Annotated in this window: 15 protein-coding genes; 13 read left to right on the forward strand and 2 right to left on the reverse strand. The window is 68.0% G+C overall.

Annotation, left to right across the window (positions count from 1 at the left end):
* Positions 1-333 precede the first annotated feature (333 nt).
* From B141_RS0101690 to B141_RS38440, 4 genes are all read left to right on the forward strand, one after another.
* Positions 334-1,026 carry a YggS family pyridoxal phosphate-dependent enzyme gene (locus B141_RS0101690; protein WP_026256814.1) on the forward strand — a complete coding sequence of 231 codons (693 nt, stop codon included), beginning with the start codon at positions 334-336 and terminating at the stop codon, positions 1,024-1,026.
* A 66-nt stretch (positions 1,027-1,092) separates the two neighbouring features.
* Positions 1,093-1,590, forward strand: a complete 498-nt coding sequence (locus B141_RS0101695; protein ID WP_020573436.1) for a cell division protein SepF — start codon at positions 1,093-1,095, stop codon at positions 1,588-1,590.
* 198 nt (positions 1,591-1,788) lie between these two features.
* Positions 1,789-2,085 (forward strand): YggT family protein, encoded by a 297-nt coding sequence (locus B141_RS0101700; RefSeq protein WP_020573437.1) that lies wholly within the window; start codon positions 1,789-1,791, stop codon positions 2,083-2,085.
* Positions 2,086-2,182: 97 nt separating this feature from the next.
* Positions 2,183-2,998 (forward strand): DivIVA domain-containing protein, encoded by an 816-nt coding sequence (locus B141_RS38440; RefSeq protein WP_020573438.1) that lies wholly within the window; start codon positions 2,183-2,185, stop codon positions 2,996-2,998.
* Between the two features lie 146 nt (positions 2,999-3,144).
* Here the strand turns inward: B141_RS38440 and ileS are convergent, their stop codons facing one another.
* A complete protein-coding gene (gene ileS, locus B141_RS0101710; RefSeq protein WP_020573439.1) occupies positions 3,145-6,339 on the reverse strand; it encodes an isoleucine--tRNA ligase in 3,195 nt (1,064 codons plus the stop codon).
* 216 nt (positions 6,340-6,555) lie between these two features.
* Here ileS and B141_RS38445 point away from each other — a divergent pair, with 216 nt between their 5' ends.
* From B141_RS38445 to B141_RS38460, 8 genes are all read left to right on the forward strand, one after another.
* Positions 6,556-6,891 (forward strand): DUF167 domain-containing protein, encoded by a 336-nt coding sequence (locus B141_RS38445; protein ID WP_051113914.1) that lies wholly within the window; start codon positions 6,556-6,558, stop codon positions 6,889-6,891.
* Positions 6,892-6,993: 102 nt separating this feature from the next.
* Entirely contained in the window at positions 6,994-7,959 is a 966-nt protein-coding gene (locus B141_RS52510; RefSeq protein ID WP_020573441.1) for a TraR/DksA C4-type zinc finger protein, read from the forward strand.
* Complete coding sequence (lspA, locus tag B141_RS38455; RefSeq protein WP_084678040.1) at positions 7,932-8,672, forward strand: signal peptidase II; 741 nt, start codon at positions 7,932-7,934, stop codon at positions 8,670-8,672. Before B141_RS52510 ends, lspA begins: the two co-directional genes overlap by 28 nt.
* The gene (locus B141_RS0101730) at positions 8,669-9,616 is read left to right on the forward strand and encodes an RluA family pseudouridine synthase (RefSeq protein WP_020573443.1); all 948 of its coding nucleotides are present in this window, start codon (positions 8,669-8,671) and stop codon (positions 9,614-9,616) included. The genes lspA and B141_RS0101730 overlap by 4 nt, the downstream gene beginning before the upstream one ends.
* 325 nt (positions 9,617-9,941) lie before the next feature.
* A complete protein-coding gene (locus tag B141_RS0101735; RefSeq protein WP_020573444.1) occupies positions 9,942-10,274 on the forward strand; it encodes a chorismate mutase in 333 nt (110 codons plus the stop codon).
* A 242-nt stretch (positions 10,275-10,516) separates the two neighbouring features.
* On the forward strand, positions 10,517-14,050 hold the full coding sequence (gene dnaE, locus B141_RS0101740) for a DNA polymerase III subunit alpha (protein WP_020573445.1): 3,534 nt from the start codon (positions 10,517-10,519) through the stop codon (positions 14,048-14,050).
* Positions 14,051-14,235: 185 nt separating this feature from the next.
* On the forward strand, positions 14,236-14,826 hold the full coding sequence (locus B141_RS0101745) for a hypothetical protein (protein ID WP_020573446.1): 591 nt from the start codon (positions 14,236-14,238) through the stop codon (positions 14,824-14,826).
* A gap of 176 nt (positions 14,827-15,002) precedes the next feature.
* The gene (locus tag B141_RS38460; RefSeq protein ID WP_084678041.1) at positions 15,003-16,745 is read left to right on the forward strand and encodes a DUF3352 domain-containing protein; all 1,743 of its coding nucleotides are present in this window, start codon (positions 15,003-15,005) and stop codon (positions 16,743-16,745) included.
* 176 nt (positions 16,746-16,921) lie between these two features.
* Here B141_RS38460 and ybaK read toward each other — a convergent pair whose 3' ends face one another.
* Entirely contained in the window at positions 16,922-17,425 is a 504-nt protein-coding gene (gene ybaK, locus B141_RS0101755; RefSeq protein ID WP_020573447.1) for a Cys-tRNA(Pro) deacylase, read from the reverse strand.
* Between the two features lie 1,233 nt (positions 17,426-18,658).
* Here ybaK and hisD point away from each other — a divergent pair.
* On the forward strand, positions 18,659-19,984 hold the full coding sequence (hisD, locus tag B141_RS0101765; protein ID WP_020573448.1) for a histidinol dehydrogenase: 1,326 nt from the start codon (positions 18,659-18,661) through the stop codon (positions 19,982-19,984).
* The last annotated feature ends 137 nt before the right edge of the window (positions 19,985-20,121 follow it).

Raw genomic sequence — 20,121 nt, forward strand, 5'->3', positions numbered from 1 at the left:
TACGAACCAGCGGCCACGCGTCCCAGCGTTCCCACACCGCAGACCGACCTCGCTGCACAGACGCAGGAGCTGCGGCAGCGGCTTCTCGGGCACACCGCCGCCGGTCGTTCGGACGTACGCTCCACTGATCGGGCTCCCCACCCAGACTCGGGAGTGACGCCCCGCGCCGACGCCGCGAGCCACATCGCGAGCCATCTCTCGTCGACCACGGGACGGCCACCGCGGCGACCCGCCACTGACGAGGGCGACGAACTCGACATCCCCGATTTCCTCAAGTAGCGGATGACGCACCCCGCCCGACGCTCTGAACCGCCGTCCGTCCACGATGATCCGGTGGATCGTCGTACTCAGGTGGCGGACAACCTCGCGGCTGTACGGGCGCGGATCGCCCGCGCCTGCGAGGATGCCGGCCGGGACCCGGGAGAGGTCACCCTCGTCGCGGTGACAAAGACGTTTCCGGCGAGCGACGTACGCCTCCTTGCTGGGCTCGGTGTCCGGGACGTCGGCGAGAGTCGGGACCAGGAAGCCAGCGCGAAGGCCGAGGCGTGTGCCGACCTCGACCTCACCTGGCACTTCGTCGGCCAGTTGCAGACCAACAAGGCGCGCTCGGTGGTGCGGTACGCCTCCGTGGTGCACTCGGTTGATCGACCCTCGCTGGTGACCGCGCTCAGTCGCGCGGCCGCCGAAGTCGGCCAGTCGGTGCGTTGTCTGGTGCAGGTCCGCCTTGACGAACGCCCCGGCCGTGGGGGAGCAGACCCGATGCAGGTGTCCGAACTCGCCGCGTCCATAGCAGAGGCGCCGGGCCTCGCACTCGCGGGTGTGATGGCGGTGGCGCCTATGGGCGCCGACCCCGGTCCGTCGTTCGCGCGACTCGCCGGGATCGCAGCGGACCTGAGGGCCGAGCACCCCGAAGCCAGGTGGATGTCGGCCGGCATGAGCGAGGACCTCGAGGCGGCGATCGAGGCGGGCGCGACACACGTGCGGATTGGGCGCAGGTTACTAGGTGCGAGGCCGCGCACCGGGTAGCGTCAACGCGAGACGGGGACTGGATGGTCTAGCCGTCGCAGCTCACAGCGGAAGGTGAGAGGTCACATGGCCGGCGCGATGCGCAAAGTCGCGGTGTATCTCGGTCTTGTCGAAGACCAGGACCGCTATGACGACGATTACGACCAGTCCTACGACGGCGAGTACGACGGGGAAGACCGCGAGTCCAAGCCCGCGCAGTCACCGCCTGCGCAGGACGAGCGATCCGCGACGGTGGCGGCGTTCCCCGAGCGGCGCCGGGTGCAGGCGGCTCCTGAGGTGCAGGAGATCTCCCGCATCACCACGCTGCACCCTCGGACGTACAACGACGCCCGGCTCATCGGCGAACACTTCCGCGAGGGCACTCCGGTGATCATGAACCTCACCGGTATGGACGACGCGGATGCCAAGCGACTGGTCGACTTCGCGGCGGGACTCATCTTCGGGGTCCGCGGCGACATCGAGCGCGTCACCGCCAAGGTGTTCCTGCTCTCGCCGCCCAACGTTCGGGTGCGGGCTGAGGACAAGGAACGCATGGCCGAGGCGAACTTCTTCAACCAGAGCTGATGGTCGCGGCGACCGGCTTCTCGTCGAGCCGCGAGCGGTCCCGCAACAGGTCCTGTGGCGCCCCCGGCAAGGTCGATCGGACGCCGGTCGTCGACCCGGCCTGGGGAGTGTCCACGTCAGTGTGGTGTGCGGTCGGCGCACGGCTTCAGGCGGGGATAAGGTCAAAGGCTCAAGGTCTGGCCATCCCAAGGAGCGGACGTGCAGGTCATTGGGTCTTTGCTGATCACCGTGCTGTGGATCTTCCTCGTTTTCTTGTTTGTCCGTTTGGTTGTGGATTGGGTGCAGTTCTTCGCCCGAGGGTGGGAGCCGCGCGGTGTCCTGTTGGTCGCGCTCGAAGGGGTCTACACCGTCACGGATCCGCCCCTGAAGGCGCTGCGCCGCGTGATACCACCACTGCGCCTTGGTGGCTTCGCTCTGGATCTTTCATTCCTGCTACTCATCGTCATCGTCTACGTACTTGTGAGCCTCGTGGGCTACCTGTTCGGCGTGGCATGAGACCATTCCTTTTGCAGCCCTCTCGGCCTTTGCTACTCAAACCGGGTACGGTTGCTCCGAACTACGTTGTCGAGTCCCGCGAGCCTGAGGTGAGGTCATGCCGTTGACACCCGAGGACGTGCGCAATAAGCGCTTCACGCCCGTCCGGTTGCGGGAGGGCTATGACATGGGCGAGGTCGACCAATTCCTCGATGAGGTCGAGTCCGAGCTCGAACGCCTCAACCACGAAAACGAAGATCTTCGGCAGAAGCTTGCCGCTGCTCAGCGTGGTGACGGCGTTGGCTATGCCAAGCAGCCCGTCCCCGAGCAGCACGAGCCTGTCGTTCAGCCGAGCGTGCGGCAAGCACCAGCGGCAGGTCCATCCAGCGTGGCCGAGGCCTCCAGCGCGGCGGCCCGCCTGCTGGAGATCGCCACACAGAACGCCGACCAGCTGGTCGGCGAGAGCAAGGAGCAGGCCAACCGGGTCCTCTCCGACGCTCGGGCCCGCGCCGAGCGGCTGGAGAACGAAGCTCGCGGCCTGGCCAGCAGGCTTGAGTCGGAGGCCCGCTCCAAGTCCGAGCAGCTGGAGCGCGAGACCGTCGACAAGCGCAATCAGCTCTTCGGCCAGCTCGACAAGGAGAAGGCCCGCCTGCAGCGCGAGGTTGACGAGCTCCGCACCTACGAGCGCCAGTACCGCAGCCGCCTCAAGGCTTACTTCGAGAGCCAGCTGCGCCTGTTGGCCGGCCAGGGGAGCATCGAGAACGGCATGGGTCCGAGCGTCGAGGCGAGTGCTCCGCGTTCGATCAACTCCCACAAGCCGTCGGCGCTTGCCGCTGGTGGCGAGCGCATGGAGCGCGGCGAGCGGATGAGCGCGGGTGGCGGCACCCCCCGTCTCAACGCCCTGCTCGAGGACGACGACGAGTCCTCGCTCTAGGACAGTCCGCGAGTCGAGGTTCTGACCGCACCACTGGCCAGGCCCGCGACCAACAGCTACGCACCGATGCCCGGTCCCTCAGCGAGGGGGACCGGGCATCGGTGCGTCTGTGAAACTCGCCGGCCGAGGTCAACCCTGCCGGGCCGTCAGGTGGCCCGGAACCAGACCGTCAACCCGACGTTGGCGAACTCCGCCCGCGTCAGGCCAGGCTCCGAACCCACTGGCTCACCGTCGTGGAGCGCGACCGCCAGCACCTCATCGGCGACGAAGCTCTGATGCTCGCGGAGGGCCGCCGCGGCGTCGTCGTCGGTGCTGGACCACCAGACGGAGATGCGGTCGCTCACCTGGAGGCCGGCGTTCTTGCGCGCCTCCTGGAGGAGCCGGATGATCTCGCGGGCGATGCCCGCGCGGCGGAGTTCCTCGGTGATGGTGAGGTTGAGCGCCACGGTCTCGCCCTGCGCGTTGGCGACGGCCCAGCCCTCGCGGGGGCGTTCGGAGACGATGATCTCGGCCGCCTCCAGCGTGACGTCCTGGCCGTCGACCGACACCTTCGCCTGGCCGTCCTGGCGTAGTTGCCCGGCGAGCTCAGCCGGCTCGGCCGACGAGACCGCCGCGGCGATCCGCGGTGTGTCCTTGCCGAACCGCTTGCCGAGGGTGCGGAAGTTCGGCTTGACGGAGTACTCCACCAGGCTGTCACCACCAGCTTCGCCGAGCCCCTTGAGCTCGAGGACGTTCAGCTCCTCGGCGACCTCGCGGCGCAGCTCTTCCGGAAGCTCAGCCCAGCCGGCCGCGCCGACGAGTGCCTGCCTGAGTGGCTGGCGGGTGCGCACCTTGGCCTCCGCGCGGGCGGCCCGCCCGAGTTCGACGACCCGCCGGGCCAGGGTGACGTCGGCGGCGAGCCCGTCGTCGATCGCCTGAGCGTCGACCTTCGGCCAGGCCGCCAGGTGGACCGACTCGGGCGCACCCGCTGCCACCGGGCGGACGACGTGCTGCCAGACGTGTTCGGTGACGAACGGTGTCAGCGGCGCCATCAGCGCGGTGAGCAGCTCGAGCGTCTCGTGCAGAGCGGCGAATGCGGCCGGGTCGCCGGCCCAGAAGCGTCGACGGGAGCGCCGGACGTACCAGTTCGAAAGGTCGTCGACGAACTGTCCGATGAGCTGGCCGAGCCGCTGGGTGTCGAAGCGTTCGTACGCGTCCTCAGCGTCGCGGAGCAAGCGGTGTGTCTCAGAACGCAGCCAGCGGTCAAGCACGGCGCTCGGCTGCGCGGGCCCGCCGGAGTCGTCGCTCGTGGTGTCGCCGGACGGCGCCCATCCGGCGAGGCCGGCGTACAGCGTGTGGAACGCCGCGGTGTTGAGGTAGGTCAGGATGACCTTGCGGACGACCTCCTGGATCGTGGCGTCGCCGACCCGCCGGGCCGACCAGGGCGAGCCCGAGCAGGCCATGAACCACCGCACAGCGTCGGCGCCGTGCCGGTCTATCAGCGGTATGGGCTCCAGCACGTTGCCGAGGTGCTTGCTCATCTTGCGGCCGTCCTCGGCCAGGATGAGGCCGAGGCAGACGACGTTTTCGTACGACGACCGGTCGAAGATCAGCGTCCCGACGGCCATCAGGGAGTAGAACCAGCCGCGGGTCTGGTCGATCGCCTCGCAGATGAACTGCGCGGGGTAGGCCGGCTCGAAGCGTTCCTTGGCGTCTGGAGCGTAGGGGTAGCCCCACTGCGCGAACGGCATCGAGCCCGAGTCGTACCACGCGTCGATCACCTCGGGCACCCGTCGCGCGGGTTCCCCACAGGTCGAGCAGCCGAAGGTGATGTCGTCGACGAACGGCCGGTGCGGGTCGAGGGCGTCGAGGTTGGTGCCGGCGAGGTCGCCCAGCTCTGCCAGCGAGCCCACACAGGTGAGATGGCCCTGCTCGCACTCCCAGATCGGCAGCGGAGTGCCCCAGTAGCGGTTGCGGGAGAGCGCCCAGTCGACGTTGTTACGGAGCCATTCGCCGTAGCGGCCGTTCTTGATCGTGTGGGGGTACCAGGTGGTGCGGGAGTTCTCGGCGAGCAACTCGTCCTTGATCGCGGTGGTCCGGATGAACCACGACGGCAGGGCGTAGTAGAGGAGCGGCGTGTGGCACCGCCAGCAGTGCGGATAGCTGTGTTCGTAGGTCTCGCCACGGAACAGCAAGCCGCGGGCGTCGAGGTCGGCGACCAGGCGCTGGTCGGCGGTCTTGAAGAACTCCCCACCCACGAGTGGCACCGAGGGGTCGAACGTGCCGTCCGGCAGGATCGGGTTGACGACCGGGAGGCCGTAGGCCCGGCCCACGCGGTAGTCGTCCTCGCCGAACGCCGGTGCCTGGTGGACCAACCCGGTGCCGTCCTCGGTCGAGACGTACTCGTCGACCACGATGTAGTTGGCGTTCTCGACCGGGACGAGATCGAACGGTCGGGTGTAGGTCCAGCGCTCCATGTCGGCGCCACGGAACCGCTCCGTGACCCGCCAGTCCTCGCCAAGGACCGGCAACAGCGCTTCCGCCACCACCAGGGTCTCGCTGCCGTTGGTCGCCACGGCGTACTCCACCTCAGGATGGACCGCGACCGCGACGTTGGACACGAGCGTCCACGGCGTGGTGGTCCAGACCAGGAGGGCGGCCCGCGGTGAGTCCGTGCCGCCGGCCAGCGGTCCGGACGTCAGTGGCATCCGGACATAGACGGACGGGTCGGCGACGGTCTCGTAGACGTCGGGCTGGCCGAGTTCGTGATCGGAGAGCGCGGTGCCGCAGCGGGGGCAGTACGGACTGATGCGGTAGTCGCGGACCAGGAGGCCCTTGTCGTAGATCTGCTTCAGCGACCACCAGACCGACTGGATGTAGGCCGGGTCCATCGTGCGGTAGGCCTGGGACATGTCGACCCAGTAGCCCATGCGTTCGGTGAGTTCGGTGAACGCGTCGACGTGGCGTTCGACGGAGGCCCGGCAGGCGGCGTTGAACGCCGCGACGCCGTAGTCTTCGATCTCGCGTTTGCCCGAGATGCCCAACTCCTTCTCAACCGCCACCTCGACGGCCAGGCCGTGGCAATCCCAGCCGGCCTTGCGCTCGACGTGCCGGCCCCGCATGGTCTGGAAGCGCGGAAAGACGTCCTTGAAGACCCGGGCCTCGACGTGGTGGGCGCCCGGCATGCCGTTCGCCGTCGGCGGACCCTCGTAGAACGTCCACCGTGATGCGCCTTCAGTCCGTCCGAGGCTTTTGTCGAAGATGGCGTGCTCGTGCCAGAACGCGAGAATCTCGCGGTCGAGCCCGGGCAGGTCGCCGTGCGGATCGACGGGACGAAAGGCGCGGTCGCTGGAGGCAGTCACCGGTCACTCCGGTCTTCGAAAGCTGCTCGTCGGGGCCCGCCATCTTATGACCCAGCTCAGGCCGGCCTCCGGAAGGCCGCTCTTGAGTTCGTACATATCGACCGGGATCCGGCAGAAGGACGGCGATCGGCATGTACGTCCCAGGCCGCGGGGGGAGCGGCTGGGCAGTCGCGCCGCTCGCCGGCAGGGGCTTGCATAAGCGTGCACACTGGCAGGATGGATACGCCGCAGCGGATCGCGGTTCGGGTCAAGCCTGGTGCTCGGCGGGCCAGGGTTGGTGGCCGGTACGCCGGACGGAATGGCCCTGCCCTGGTGGTCGCGGTCAATGCCCCGCCCGTCGACGGTCGGGCCACCGAGGCCGTGAGAGTGGCGCTCGCTCAGGCGTTCGGCGTGTCCATCCGTGAGATTTCGCTCGTTTCGGGAGCAAGAAGTAGGGACAAGATCTTCGAGGTCGTGGCGCCGGATGTCACCGCGCGGTTGGAGAGTCTTCTTGACGCGGACGGCGACGACGCCAAACCGGCGAATGGAGCCAGTGACCTGAAGGTCCGGTGAACACCGTATAAACCGCGATATCCGGTTGGGTGCTTCCATACCGGCCTGGGACCGCCTGGCATGCAAGGTCGGGTTGCGGTGGCCAGGATGAGGAGGACACATATGGCCGAGAAGACTGGCCGTGTGACGCGTTCGCGTGCGGCGGCGGACGGCTCGGCGGCGAAACGCGCCGCCCCGCTGACGAGGAAAGGCGCCGCATCAGATCGCGCGGTGACCAGAAAGGCCGCAGCCAACAAGACCGCGCCTCCTACGAACGCGGCGACCGGCAAGGCGGCGGAAAAGACGACGCAGCGAAAAAAGGCGACACCTGATCGTAAATCGACGCCGGTGAAGAAGGCCGCGCCGGTGAAGAAAGCCGCGCCGGTGAAGAAAGCCGCGCCGGTGAAGAAAGCCGTGCGCGAAAAGGCGGTGGCCGAAAAGAAAGCTGCGCGCGGTAAGAACGCCCTGCCGGAAAAGACGGCAACCGAAAAGAAGGCGCCGGAAGAGAAGGTTCCGGAAAGCAAGGCGCCGGAAAACAAGAGGCCGGCAAGGAACGCGTCGGCACGGAAATCTCCGGCGGGGAAACCGGCAGAGAAAACCGCGGCAGCTGACGTTCCCACCGCCGGCCCGGCGAACGACGTCGCGGTCCCGGCCTCGCCGCCCGAAACTTCGGCGGGAGACCTCGCCAAGCAGGCGTCCGCGCTCGTCGTCCGCGACGACGAGGAGCCCTGGTCCACGGCGGAACTCGAGGAAGTCTGTCGCGAGCTCGAAAGCGACGCGGAACGGCTGCGTACCGAACTCGCGTCCGCGACCATCGAGTTGGCCGACCTCCTTCGTGACAGCGGTGAGGGCGCCGGCGACGACCAGGCCGACGCGGGTTCGAAGACGTTCGAACGCGAGCACGAGATGTCCCTCGCCAACAACACGCGGGACATGCTCACTCAAACCGAGCGCGCGCTGGACCGGATCGCCCACGGCACTTACGGCATCTGCGAGGGTTGCGGTCATCCGATCGGGAAGGCTCGGCTGCTCGCGTTCCCTCGTGCGACACTGTGCGTGTCATGCAAACAGAAGGAAGAGCGTCACTGAACGACGCCAAATCCCACGACCCCGTCCGGTCCCGCCGGATCGCCCTCTTCGCCGCGGTGGCACTCATCGTCCTGGCCGTCGACGTGACGACCAAGATCATCGCGATGGCGGAGTTGCCCGACCGCGGTCCCATCCCCTTGCTCGGCGGACTCCTGACCCTCCGCCTGATCCGCAACTCCGGTGCCGCGTTCGGTATCGCCGAGGGCTACACAGTCGTCCTCTCACTCGTTGCCCTCGGAGTGGTTGTGGTCGTGCTCCGACTCTCCCGGACGTTGCGGAGTACGCCGTGGGCGGTGGCGTTCGGGCTGCTCCTCGGTGGTGCGCTCGGCAATCTCTCCGACCGGATCTTCCGGGAGCCGGGCTTCCTTCGTGGCCACGTGGTGGACTTCCTGGAGCTGCCCAACTGGCCGGTCTTCAACTTCGCCGACACCTCGATCTGTGTCGCGGCCGGCCTGATCATCCTGATGGCCCTGCGCGGTCGGCGCTGGGACGGCACGATCGAGGAACCCTCGCGTGGGCGTAAGCCTGCCGAGGTCGGAGCGGCCGGTGAGGCGACGGGCTCGGCCGCCGCCGACGCGCCGCCGGGTGCCACCGGATCGGCGACCGCTGGATCCCCATCTTCCGGATCCCCGTCTTCTGAGTCGCGGTCTTCTGAGTCGTCGTCCGCCGAGGCAGCGTCCACGGATCGCCAGCCTCGGGAGACGACGGAGTGAGCGCCTCCGCATCCACCGGCGACCGTCGGAGCCTCCCCGTTCCCGAAGGGCTGGAAGGCGAACGCCTCGACGCGGCGCTTGCCCGGCTCTTCGGGTTGTCCCGTACCAAGGCAGCCGAACTCGTCGAGCTCGGCCAGGTCCTGCTCGACGGCGCCGCCGCGCCCAAGTCAGAGCGGGTCTCCGCGGGTTCGTGGCTGGAGGTCGAGCTGCCGCGCCCTCAGGAGCCGGTGGCGCCGGTCCGCGTCGAAGGTATGCGGATCGTCCACGACGACTCCGACCTTGTGGTGGTCGACAAACCGGTGGGTGTGGCGGCGCATCCGAGTCCTGGTTGGCAGGGACCGACCGTGGTCGGGCACCTCGCGGCGGCGGGGTTTCGTGTCTCCACCTCGGGTGCGGCCGAGCGGCAGGGCGTCGTACACCGCCTCGACGTCGGCACCAGCGGCCTCATGGTCGTGGCGAAGTCGGAGCGGGCGTACTCCCTGCTGAAGCGGGCCTTCAAGGAACGCCGGGTCGACAAGATCTACCACGCCATGGTCCAGGGGCACCCGGATCCGTCGCGCGGAACGGTCGATGCACCCATCGAGCGGCATCCCACCCTCGACTACAAGTGGGCGGTCGTCGCGGGCGGCAAGCCGTCGGTGACTCATTACGAGACGCTGGAAGCTTTGCGGCACGCGTCCCTGCTCGAAATCCGGTTGGAGACCGGGCGCACGCACCAGATCCGGGTGCACATGAGCGCGATCCGGCACCCGTGCGTCGGTGACCTCACCTACGGCGCCGACCCGGTGCTCGCGGCCCGACTGGAGCTGACCCGCCAGTGGCTACACGCGGCCCGGCTCGGGTTCGAACACCCGGACACGGGGGAGTGGGTGGAGTTCACCTCGGCCTACGCCGACGATCTCGCCTCTGCGCTCGACAAGGCCAGGGCTGACAGTGAGCGCTGAAGGTGCGCTGCCTCGCGTGGCATAGGCACGAGCACGGAACTCCCACCGCCAAGCGGTGCTCCATCCGGGACAGGTGTCCATGAAGCGAGACGCATGTCTCGCGATGTTGAACGACCACCGCGCACTCGCCTACCGTTGCCGCGTGCGGAACGGCTATTTCACGTTTACCTGGCCGGCTCGGGGAGCCGGGCGGTGTGAACGTCGTTCGCGCTGATCCCACCCGCCCCGAGCCGGCGACGGAGGCAACTGCCTCCACGATCCCGTGTCTGTCAGACGCCGGCCGCTCGCGACACCGCCAGCCGGCGTCGCGAGAAGAGGAGTTGTGGTGTCTGAGTCGACCCTGGCCCATCCGTCCATCGATGCGCTCATCCGGCAGGCTCCGCCGGTCTCGGTGCCGGAGTGTCGAGCGGCCATCGACGAGGTGGACGCCGTGCTGGCGGCGCTCCTGGAGTACCGCGCCGCCCTCACCAGCCAGGTCCAGCGACTGAAGCCGGTGAGTGGGCAGGCCGGGCGCGACCCGCGACGTGAGGCGGAGATCGTCGAGCGGATGGCCGCCCAGGCCCCTCGATTGGGCAGTGAACGGCTGCGCCGGATCATGCTGGCGGTGATCGAGGAGAGCCTTGACCTGGCCGAGGAAGGCGTGCCGGCCGGCGGCTGAGGGATGCGCCGGCACCCCTGCCGGGGCACGAGAACCTTGCCCTAACAGGACGGTCTGGCGATCGTCTCGGCGGGGCGACTTGGGGCTGTCGGCGGGCGGTCCTAGAGTCTGATCCGCAGTGGCTGCGACCCCCGGTGAGCCAGGCGGTGCCGAAGGTCGGGGTCCAGGTCGAGCGCCCGCCACGTTCCCGCGGCCGGCGCCCCAACGCCTGTGCGTAGGCGGAAGAGGAGGCGCACCAGAGCATGTCCGATTCGTTTGTGCATCTGCATGTCCACACCGAGTACTCCATGCTCGATGGGGCGGCGAAGCTGAAGGACATGTTCGCCGAGGCGCAGCGGCTCGGCATGCCGGCCGTGGCGATCACCGACCACGGCAACCTGCACGGCGCCTACGACTTCTTCACCAAGGCGCAGGCGGCGGGCATCACGCCGATCATCGGGCTCGAGGCGTACGTCGCGCCGGAGAATCGCTTCCACAAGGCGCCGGTCCGCTGGGGGCAGCAACACCAGAAGAACGACGACGTTTCCGGCGCCGGTGCGTTCACCCACATGACGATCTGGGCGCGCAACGCCACCGGGCTGCACAACCTCTTCAAGATGCAGACCCGCGCGTCGATGGAGGGCTTCTTCCGTAAGCCCCGGATCGACCGGGAGCTGTTGTCCGAACACTCCGACGGCCTCATGGCGACGACCGGCTGCCCCTCGGGTGAGGTCTCGACCAAGATCCGGCTCGGCCTCGAGCGCGAGGCCCTCGCCGCGGCCGCGGACTTCCGCGACATCTTCGGGCAGGAAAACTTCTTCGTCGAGTTGATGGACCACGGCATCGACATCGACAAGCGGGCCCGGGCGGGGCTGGAGAAGGTCGCGGGGGAGCTCGGCCTGCAGTACGTCGTCACCAACGACTCCCACTACACCTACGAGCACGAGTCCACGGCGCACGCCGCGCTGCTCTGCGTTCAGACCGCGTCCACGCTCGCGGCTCCGACGTTCCAGTTCGAGGGCTCGGGCTACTACCTGAAGTCGGCCGAGGAGATGCGCGCGGTCGACAGCTCTGACGCCTGGCAGGCGGGCTGTCGCACCACCCTCGCGATCGCCGAGCGCGTCGACACGACCGGGATGTTCGAGTTCCGCAACCTGATGCCGCGGTTCGACGTTCCCGAGGGACACACCGAGGAGTCGTGGCTGCGCGAGGAGACCTGGCGGGGCATGGACCGCCGGTTCACCGAGGGGTACGACGAGACCTACCGCCAGCAGGTGGAGTTCGAGCTCAAGATCATCATGCAGATGGGGTTCCCGTCGTACTTCCTGGTCGTCGCGGACTTCATCATGTGGGCCAAGAACAACGGCATCGCGGTGGGTCCGGGCCGGGGTTCGGCGGCGGGCAGCATGGTGGCGTACGCACTGGGCATCACCGACGTCGACCCGCTCCAGCACGGCCTGCTGTTCGAGCGGTTCCTCAACCCCGAACGCGTCTCGATGCCCGACATCGACATCGACTTCGACGAGCGTCGGCGCGGTGAGGTCATCCGCTACGTCACCGAGAAGTACGGCGAGGACAAGGTCGCCCAGATCGCGACCTTCGGCACGATCAAGGCGAAGGCCGCGATCAAGGACTCCTCCCGCGTCCTCGGCTACCCGTACGCACTCGGGGACAAGATCACCAAGGCGATGCCGCCGGCGGTGATGGGCAAGGACATCCCACTCACCGGGATCTTCGACTCGAGTCACTCCCGGCACAGCGAGGCGGGCGAGGTCCGGGCGCTCTACGAGCAGGACCACGACGTCAAGAAGGTCATCGACACCGCGAAGGGCCTGGAGGGCCTGATCCGCCAGACCGGCGTGCACGCGGCCGGCGTGATCATGTCGGCGGAGCCGCTGGCCGACCACGTGCCGCTGATGAAGCGCGAGGCCGACGGCGCGGTGATCACGCAGTTCGACTACCCGACCTGCGAGACGCTCGGCCTGTTGAAGATGGACTTCCTCGGGCTGCGCAACCTCACCATCATGGACGACGCGGTCCGCAACATCGCGATGAGCCGCGGCGAGCAGATCGACCTGCTCAAGCTCCCGCTGGACGACGCGCCGACGTACGAGCTCCTTAGCCGCGGTGACACGCTCGGCATCTTCCAGATGGACGGCGCCGGGATGCGTTCGCTGCTGCGGCTGATGCGTCCGGACAACTTCGAGGACATTTCCGCGGCCAGCGCGCTCTACCGCCCTGGCCCGATGGGTGCGAACTCCCACACCAACTACGCGCTCCGGAAGAACGGCCAGCAGGAGATCACTCCTATCCACCCCGAGCTGGAGGAGGCCTGCGAGGAGATCCTCGGTCCGACGTACGGGTTGATCGTCTACCAGGAGCAGGTGCAGCGGCTCGCCCAGAAGGTCGCCGGCTACTCGCTCGGCCAAGCCGACCTGCTCCGCAAGGCGATGGGCAAGAAGAAGAAGGAGGTCCTGGACAAGGAGTTCGTGCCCTTCAGCGAGGGCATGCGGTCCCGGGGCTACTCCGACGCGGCGGTCAAGACGCTGTGGGACATCCTCGTCCCGTTCTCCGACTACGCGTTCAACAAGGCGCACACCGCCGCTTACGGCCTTGTGTCGTACTGGACCGCCTACCTCAAGGCCAACTACCCGGCCGAGTACATGGCCGCGCTCCTGACGTCGGTGCAGGACGACAAGGACAAGATGGCCATCTACCTGAACGCCTGCCGGCGTTCGGGCATCAAGGTGCTGCCGCCCGACGTCAACGAGTCCGCGTCCGACTTCACACCAGTCGGCACCGACATCAGGTTCGGCCTGACAGCCATCCGCAACGTCGGCGCCAACGTCGTCGACGCGATCGTCGCCGCCCGCGAGGCCAAGGGACGGTTCGCCGACGCCAGCGACTTCATGGCGAAGGTCCCGGCGTCCGTCTGCAACAAGCGGGTCATCGAGTCCCTGGCCAAGGCGGGTTCCTTCGACTCCCTCGGGCATCGCCGTCGCGCGCTGGTGGCCTGGCACGAGGACGCGGTCGACTACTTCATCGACCAGAAGCGCCAGGAGGCGATCGGCCAGGATTCGTTGTTCGGGTTCGGGGATGGTGACGACGCGACGTCCGAGTCACTCATGTCGCCGCAGGTCCCTGACATCGGCGAATGGGACAAGCAGACCCTGCTCGCGCACGAACGCGAGATGCTCGGCCTCTACGTCTCCGACCACCCGTTGTTCGGGATCGAGCACGTGCTCGCCAACGCGTCCGACTGCACGATCGGTTCGTTGCTCACCGACGAGGAACGCCCCGACGGCACGATCGTCACCGTCGGCGGGCTCATCACCGGAATCACCCGCAAGATGACCAAGCGGGGAGATCCGTGGGCCATCGTCACCCTCGAAGACCTCGAAGGTGGCATTGACGTGCTGTTCTTCCCGTCGACCTACCAACTCACCGCGCTCCAACTCGTTGAGGACGCCGTGGTGGTGGTCAAGGGGCGGCTCGACCGGCGCGACGACGTACCCCAGCTGATGGCGATGGAGCTGTCGGTCCCCGACCTCACCGCCGACCAGCAGACCGGGCCGGTCGCCATCTCGCTGGGCCGCGAGCGGTGTACGCCACCCGTGGTCGATCGTCTCAAGGAGATCTTCGCGACCCATCCGGGCATGACGCAGGTGCACCTCCACCTGCGTTCGAAGGGCAAGACCCTCGTGATGCGACTCGAGGACCGCTGGCGGGTCACGCCCTCGACCGCCCTCATGGGTGACCTCAAGGCTCTGCTCGGGCCTAGCTGCGTACGTACCTAACCCAGTCGTGCGGCGCCACTGCCCTCGACGAGTGGTACCGGTGACGGGGTGGGTGATGGGCGTCGCTGAGGTGCTGGGGAGGTTCTGATCCGGGGCACCGGTTCCAGAATCCCGTGTGTGCGTAGGATCATCCGACCATGACGACCGCGAATCCGCCGACGCCGGCATCCTCAGATCCTTTTGGCATGCCGTCCGGCTCCGGAAGCTCACCCGGTCGTCGTGGTACGGGAAGCGCGCTGGCGTTCACCACCGTCGTGGGCGTCCTGGCGCTTGCCGGCGTGGTGGTCGGCTTCGCCTGGGCCCGCCTCGCACCGCGGGTCGAGATGGTCATGACGCAGATCGGACCGTTCCCGCCGACCGAGCTCGAGGCAGGCAAGCTGGTCGCGATGGACGCGTGGTACGCCATCCTCGCCGGGGGCACGGGCGTCGTCCTCGGTGCCGTCCTGGGGACGATCTACCTTCGCCGGGGCATCTCCATGGTCTTCGCGCTCACCGTCGGGTCACTCCTCGCGGCGGTGCTGGCGTTCGTCGTGGGCGACCTGGTGGCCAACGGCGAGATCGTGTTGGCCTGGCATCCGCGCGCCCAGCCAGGCGATACCCTCACGACGCCGTTGACGTTGCACGCCTTCGGCGTACTCCTCGTCTGGCCTCTGGCAGCACTCGCTCCCGTCATCCCGCTCGCCTGGCTCGGATGGGCGGGTGAGGAGTCATCTGCGTCACCGGTTATCCACAGGCCCAACAGCCCAGATATGGGTCAAGAGTCAGCAGTGCGCTAATTTCGGACAGTTCACATACTCGCGTTTCGGGGGTGTCACCCTTGTCTCAAGATCGTCCGCCCTACGAGCCCGGCCGCCCTGGCTCCCCGCCGCCACACGGGGGTCAGTCCGGGCCTCGCCAGGGTCCAGCCGGCGGCCCGCCTCAAGGACCGCCACCCGCCGGCCCACGTGGGCCGATGCAGCCAGGTCAGCCGCCCTACGGCGCGCAGGGAGCTCAACCCGGCTACGCCGGATCGCCGTATCCAGGGCAGGGTCCTGCGCCCAGTGGTCAGCCGGGCGCCGGACAGTTCGGAGGCCCGGGCCAGGGCGGGCCAGGCCAGTTTGGCGGGCCCGCACAGGGTGGTCCCGGGCAGTTTGGCGGACCGGGTCAGGGCGGTCCGGCCTCCGGAGGCCCCTGGACGCCGGGAGCGTCGGGTCCGCAGGGACCCGGACCCTTTGACCCCGAGCCGAAGCGCCGGGGCTTCCCACGCTGGGCAATCGTCGCGCTGGCCGCGGTCCTGGTCGTCGTTGTCGGTGGCGGCGCGTGGGCGTTCACGAGTTTGCGCAGCGGTGGTTCGCAGCCCGATCAGATCCTTCCTGACAACGCGCTGGCCTATATCCGAATCGACCTCAACCCGTCGGCTCAGCAGAAGCTGGCGGTCCTGCAGTTCGCCCGGAAGTTCCCAGACGCGGCCAAGCGGCTCGGTGAAGGCGACGACCTCCGCAAGTCCCTCTTCGAGGCGATCAAGTCCGAGGATGATGATCTCAAGGATGTCGACTACTCCACCGACATCGAGCCCTGGCTTGGCGACCGGCTCGGAGTCGCGGTCGTTCCCGGCACCGACGGCAAGGAGACCACGTCCGTCGCGGCCGTCGAGGTGAAGGACCAGGACAAGGCCAAGGCGGGGATCGAGAAGCTACGCCCCAAGGACGACAAGACCGGGTTCGCCTTCACCGACGGCTACCTGATCATCGCCGACACCCAGGCGCAGGCCGATGGCTACGCGACCAGCGCCAAGGAGAAGCCGCTCGCCAACAACGAGCAGTTCAAGACCGACATGGGTGCCCTCGACAAGCAGGGTGTCCTCTCGTTCTGGATCGACGCGGGCAAGCTGGCCGAGCGCACCGGCGCGGACGCGAAGCTCCCGGTCGGAGCTGGCCAGACCACCGGTCGAGTGGTCGGCGCGCTGAGCTTCGAGAGCAGCTACGTGGAGTTGTCCGCGCAGGCGATCGGCACGAAGGTTCCCACGCTCGAGAAGTCCGGCATCAAGCTCGGGCAGCTGCCCAGCAGCACGGTCGCGGCACTGTCTGTCGCCGGCGCCGGACCTGCCTTCCAGCAGGCCTGGCCCGACGTCCAGAAGGCACTGCAGGCGACTGGTGGTGCCCAGGTCGAGTCGTTCATGCGCGCCGCCGAGCAGCAGTTCGGGATCAAGCTGCCCGACGACCTGGTGACGCTGCTCGGCGACGAGCTGACGCTTGCCGTCGACGAGCGGGGACTCGCGGAGAGCCTCCAGGGGCAGGGCGGATCCAACGGCATGCCGCCGCTGCCGCAGATCGGCCTGCGCTCTACCACTGACATGGCGAAGGCGAAGGCTCTGCTCCCCAAGCTCGACCAGCTCGTCGCCGCGACAGGGGCGCCGATCCAACTCGGGAAGGCGGAGGGGTCCGACTCGGTGGCCATCGCGACGGCACAGTCGTACGCCGACGAACTCGTCAAGGGTGGCGGCCTGGGCGGCAGCGAAACGTTCAAGACCGCCGTCCCCGACGCCGAGAAGGCACAGGTCGGACTCTTCGTCGATCTCGACAAGCTCGAGAAGTTCTATCTCGAAAAGGCCCCGGCCGATCAGCGCGCCAATCTGCAGCCGCTCCGAGCCGTTGGTCTGTCCGGCAGCTCCACCGAGGAGGGTGGCACCTTCACCCTGCGGCTGCTCGTCAACTGAGCAACCTAGAGTCGGGCCGGCTGCTGCTGCGGCTTGTCCTCGACTGCGACCAAGATCGTGAAGACTGCGGGGTGCCCTAGGCCCCCGCAGTCTTCACGTTCTACTCAGAGATCGCGGGGAGCCCGCGCCGGGCGGCGCCAGTCGCATACCGGCTCAGCCCTTAACCGCGCGACCTCTTATGACGTAGAAATCTTGGCCACCACGGCGTCGCAGAGGGCCACCAGGTCTGCGGGGGCCAGCTCCACCTGCAGTCCACGCCGCCCGGCCGACACATACACGCTGGCGAGGGTCTGGGCGCTGTCGTCGATGACGGTCCGCAGGCGGCGGCGCTGAGCGAGCGGGCTGATCCCTCCCACGACGTATCCCGTGGCCCGCTCGGCGGCGGCCGGGTCCGCCATCTGGGCGCGCTTGCTCCCGAGCGCGGCGGCAAACGCCTTGAGGTCGAGCGTCGAACTCACCGGCACCACCGCGACGGCGAGTTGACCGTCGACCTCGGCGAGCAGCGTCTTGAAGATCCTCTCGGGTGCGATGCCAAGGGCCTCGGCTGCTTCGACGCCATAGCCGCGGCCCGCCCCGCCCGCTCCACTGTCGTGGTCGTAGGGATGCAAGGTGTGGTTGACGCTCGCACGCTGGAGGGCGACCACGGCCGGTGTGCCCTGCGGAGCTCGCTTCTTCGCCATCTGTCGCTTCCTCGCCGCCGGAGCAACACAGCCGGGCTGGAGATGTCCGCTCGCTGCTTGCGCCAGACGAACTGACGTACGTCGACTGAACCTTCCTGATCCTCTCAGGGATCGAGGTACGCCCGGCGGGTGAGGCTTGCTCTGTCCAAGCTCGCCTGCCCGAAGGCATGTTCATGATCATTGGCAGCTCTACCGCTTCTGATGAGCCGGCGGGAAGTCGACTTGGGGAGCTGGGCGTCCACGCGAGGTTCGACGCGAAGCGTCTGCAGGTCTGCCCGCGATATGGGACAGGGCCCCTTGAGCTTGAGGGTTATTCAAAAGGCCCTCGCACCGCGCCAGACCGCGCGGCATCGTGGCCCCTCCAAGATCATTTCGGGGAAGTGGCCCACCTTTCGCGCGGAGCGTGGGCCACTTCTCCGAAATGATCTCGAGTGGAGCGCGGGCTGTCTGGATGTTGAGACATGAGGCTGCGCCTTCGAGGATCGTGAAGGATTTTGGTCATATAACGACGACAATCCTTCACGATCATGGTCCGCCGCTCCGGCGGAGTTGATCAACGGTCCCGGTTCCGGTTGCTCGCCGCTGGCGGCGGCCGAATCGCCCACCGTTCCGACGATCCGGAATAGCCGTGCCGCAGCCGTGAGGTTTTACCTCCTTGCCGGGTTGTCATAGGTATCTCGGCTAAGAGACCGAGATACCTATGACGACCCAGGTGGCTTATTCAAAACCTCTGGCGTCGGAGAGGTTGCTGGATCTGATTGAGCGGGAACCGGACCATGATCAAGATCATTTCGGGGAAGTGGCCCACGCTCAGCGCGGAACGTGGGCCACTACCCCGAAATGATCTTGGTCATGCTTCCGTCAAGTCGCCTCCCGCTGCTTTCACGATGCCGCGACCTGTCGGCGTAAACGGGTTTTGAATGAGGCTCCGGGGTTGCCCTGACTTTCTCGGCATCCGAAACGGTTGGGTGTAGGCCATTTGAGACGGGCTCGACCTGACGCGGCAGGTCCTCACGAAGCATGCTCAATGTGCCCTGCATGGTGACAACTTGCCGCGTGACGTCCCGGCTCGCGTACACCTAACGGCCCGGATGCTGAGATGACCGGCACCTGCGACCACTCGGTCGTCGTGGGGTGACGTCGCCTCGTGACGCCTCACGCTTCGCAGTGTCAGGGCACCCGAGGCGCGGCCTGGATGCGCCGCGGTCGCCGGTCGCTCCTAGACTCGGTGGCGTGATCCGCCGAATCGACCTGCGGGGACGCCTCGCCAGCGGTGAGGTTCCCGACTATCGCGCTCTTGTCCCGCGTGCCGCGCTCGACGTCGAGGCCGCCCTCGACGCCGTACGCCCGACCCTCGAGGACGTGCGCCATCGCGGGGTCGAGGCGTTACGCGAGTACGCCGCCCGGTGGGACGGTGTGGAGCTCACGGATGTGCGGGTGCCGCAAGAGGCGCTCGCGGACGCGCTCCGGCAGCTGGATCCACAGGTGCGGGTGGCGTTCGAGGAGTCGATCCGGCGCCTCCGTGCCGTGAGCGAGGCCGAACGCGAGTCCGACGTCGTGGCCGAGGTGGTGCCCGGCGGTCGGGTCACCCAGCGGTTGATCCCTTATGAACGGGTTGGCGTCTACATCCCGGGCGGTGTCACACCGCTCGCCTCGAGTGTGGTCATGGACGTCGTTCCCGCCCAGGTCGCGGGCGTCGAGTCCATCGCGCTCGCGTCCTCACCGCAGAAGGAGCACGGCGGCCTTCCCCACCCCACCGTCCTGGCGGTGTGCGCGCTGCTCGGGGTGGAGGAGGTCTACGCCGTCGGCGGGGCGGGCGCGATCGCGATGTTCGCCTACGGTGCCGGCGAGTGCCGCCCGGTGGATTTCATCGCGGGCCCCGGACGAATCACCACGGTCGCGGCGAAGCGGCTGGTCAAGGGCATCGTCGGCATCGACGCCGAGGCGGGTCCCACCGAGATCGCGGTCCTGGCCGATGACACCGCCGATCCGGCGTACGTCGCGGCCGACCTGATCAGCCAGGCCGAGCACGATCCGATGGCGGCGAGCGTGCTCGTCACCCCAAGCGTGGAGTTGGCCGCGGCGGTCGAACGCGAGCTGGAGGCGCAGGTCCCGGCGACCAAGCACACGCAGCGGATCAGCGAGGCGCTCGCTGGCGAGCAGTCGGGCATCGTCCTGGTCGACGACCTTGACCAGGGGCTCGCGGTGGTCAACGCCTACGCGGCTGAGCACCTGGAGATCCACACGGTCGACGCCCAGCGCTGGGCTGCCCGGGTCCGCAACGCGGGCGCGATCTTCATCGGCCCGTGGGCGCCAGTGTCGCTCGGTGACTACTGCGCGGGCTCCAACCACGTCCTCCCGACGGGTGGTTGTGCCTGCCATTCCTCCGGTTTGTCCGTACGCAGCTACCTCAAGGCCGTCCACGTCATCGACTACGACCAGCAGGCGCTTCGCGACGTGGCGGAGCATGTCGTCGCGCTGGCGGATGCCGAAGACCTGCCCGCCCACGGCGCGGCGGTGCGGGCGCGGTTCGACGACCGGCCCGGCGGGTATGCCTGACTGCCCGCGAACCCCCGGGTTCGACGAGGGTAGTGGGCGGAGGATCCGCGCGGCAGCGGGGGAGGCCCTCATGGGTGAGGGCCGCAAGCCGGCACAGCGCAGGCTCCGCGTGAGCCGACCGAACGGAGCGAACCTTT

It is taken from the genome of Actinopolymorpha alba DSM 45243 (genome assembly GCF_000373925.1).
Taxonomy (GTDB): domain Bacteria; phylum Actinomycetota; class Actinomycetes; order Propionibacteriales; family Actinopolymorphaceae; genus Actinopolymorpha; species Actinopolymorpha alba.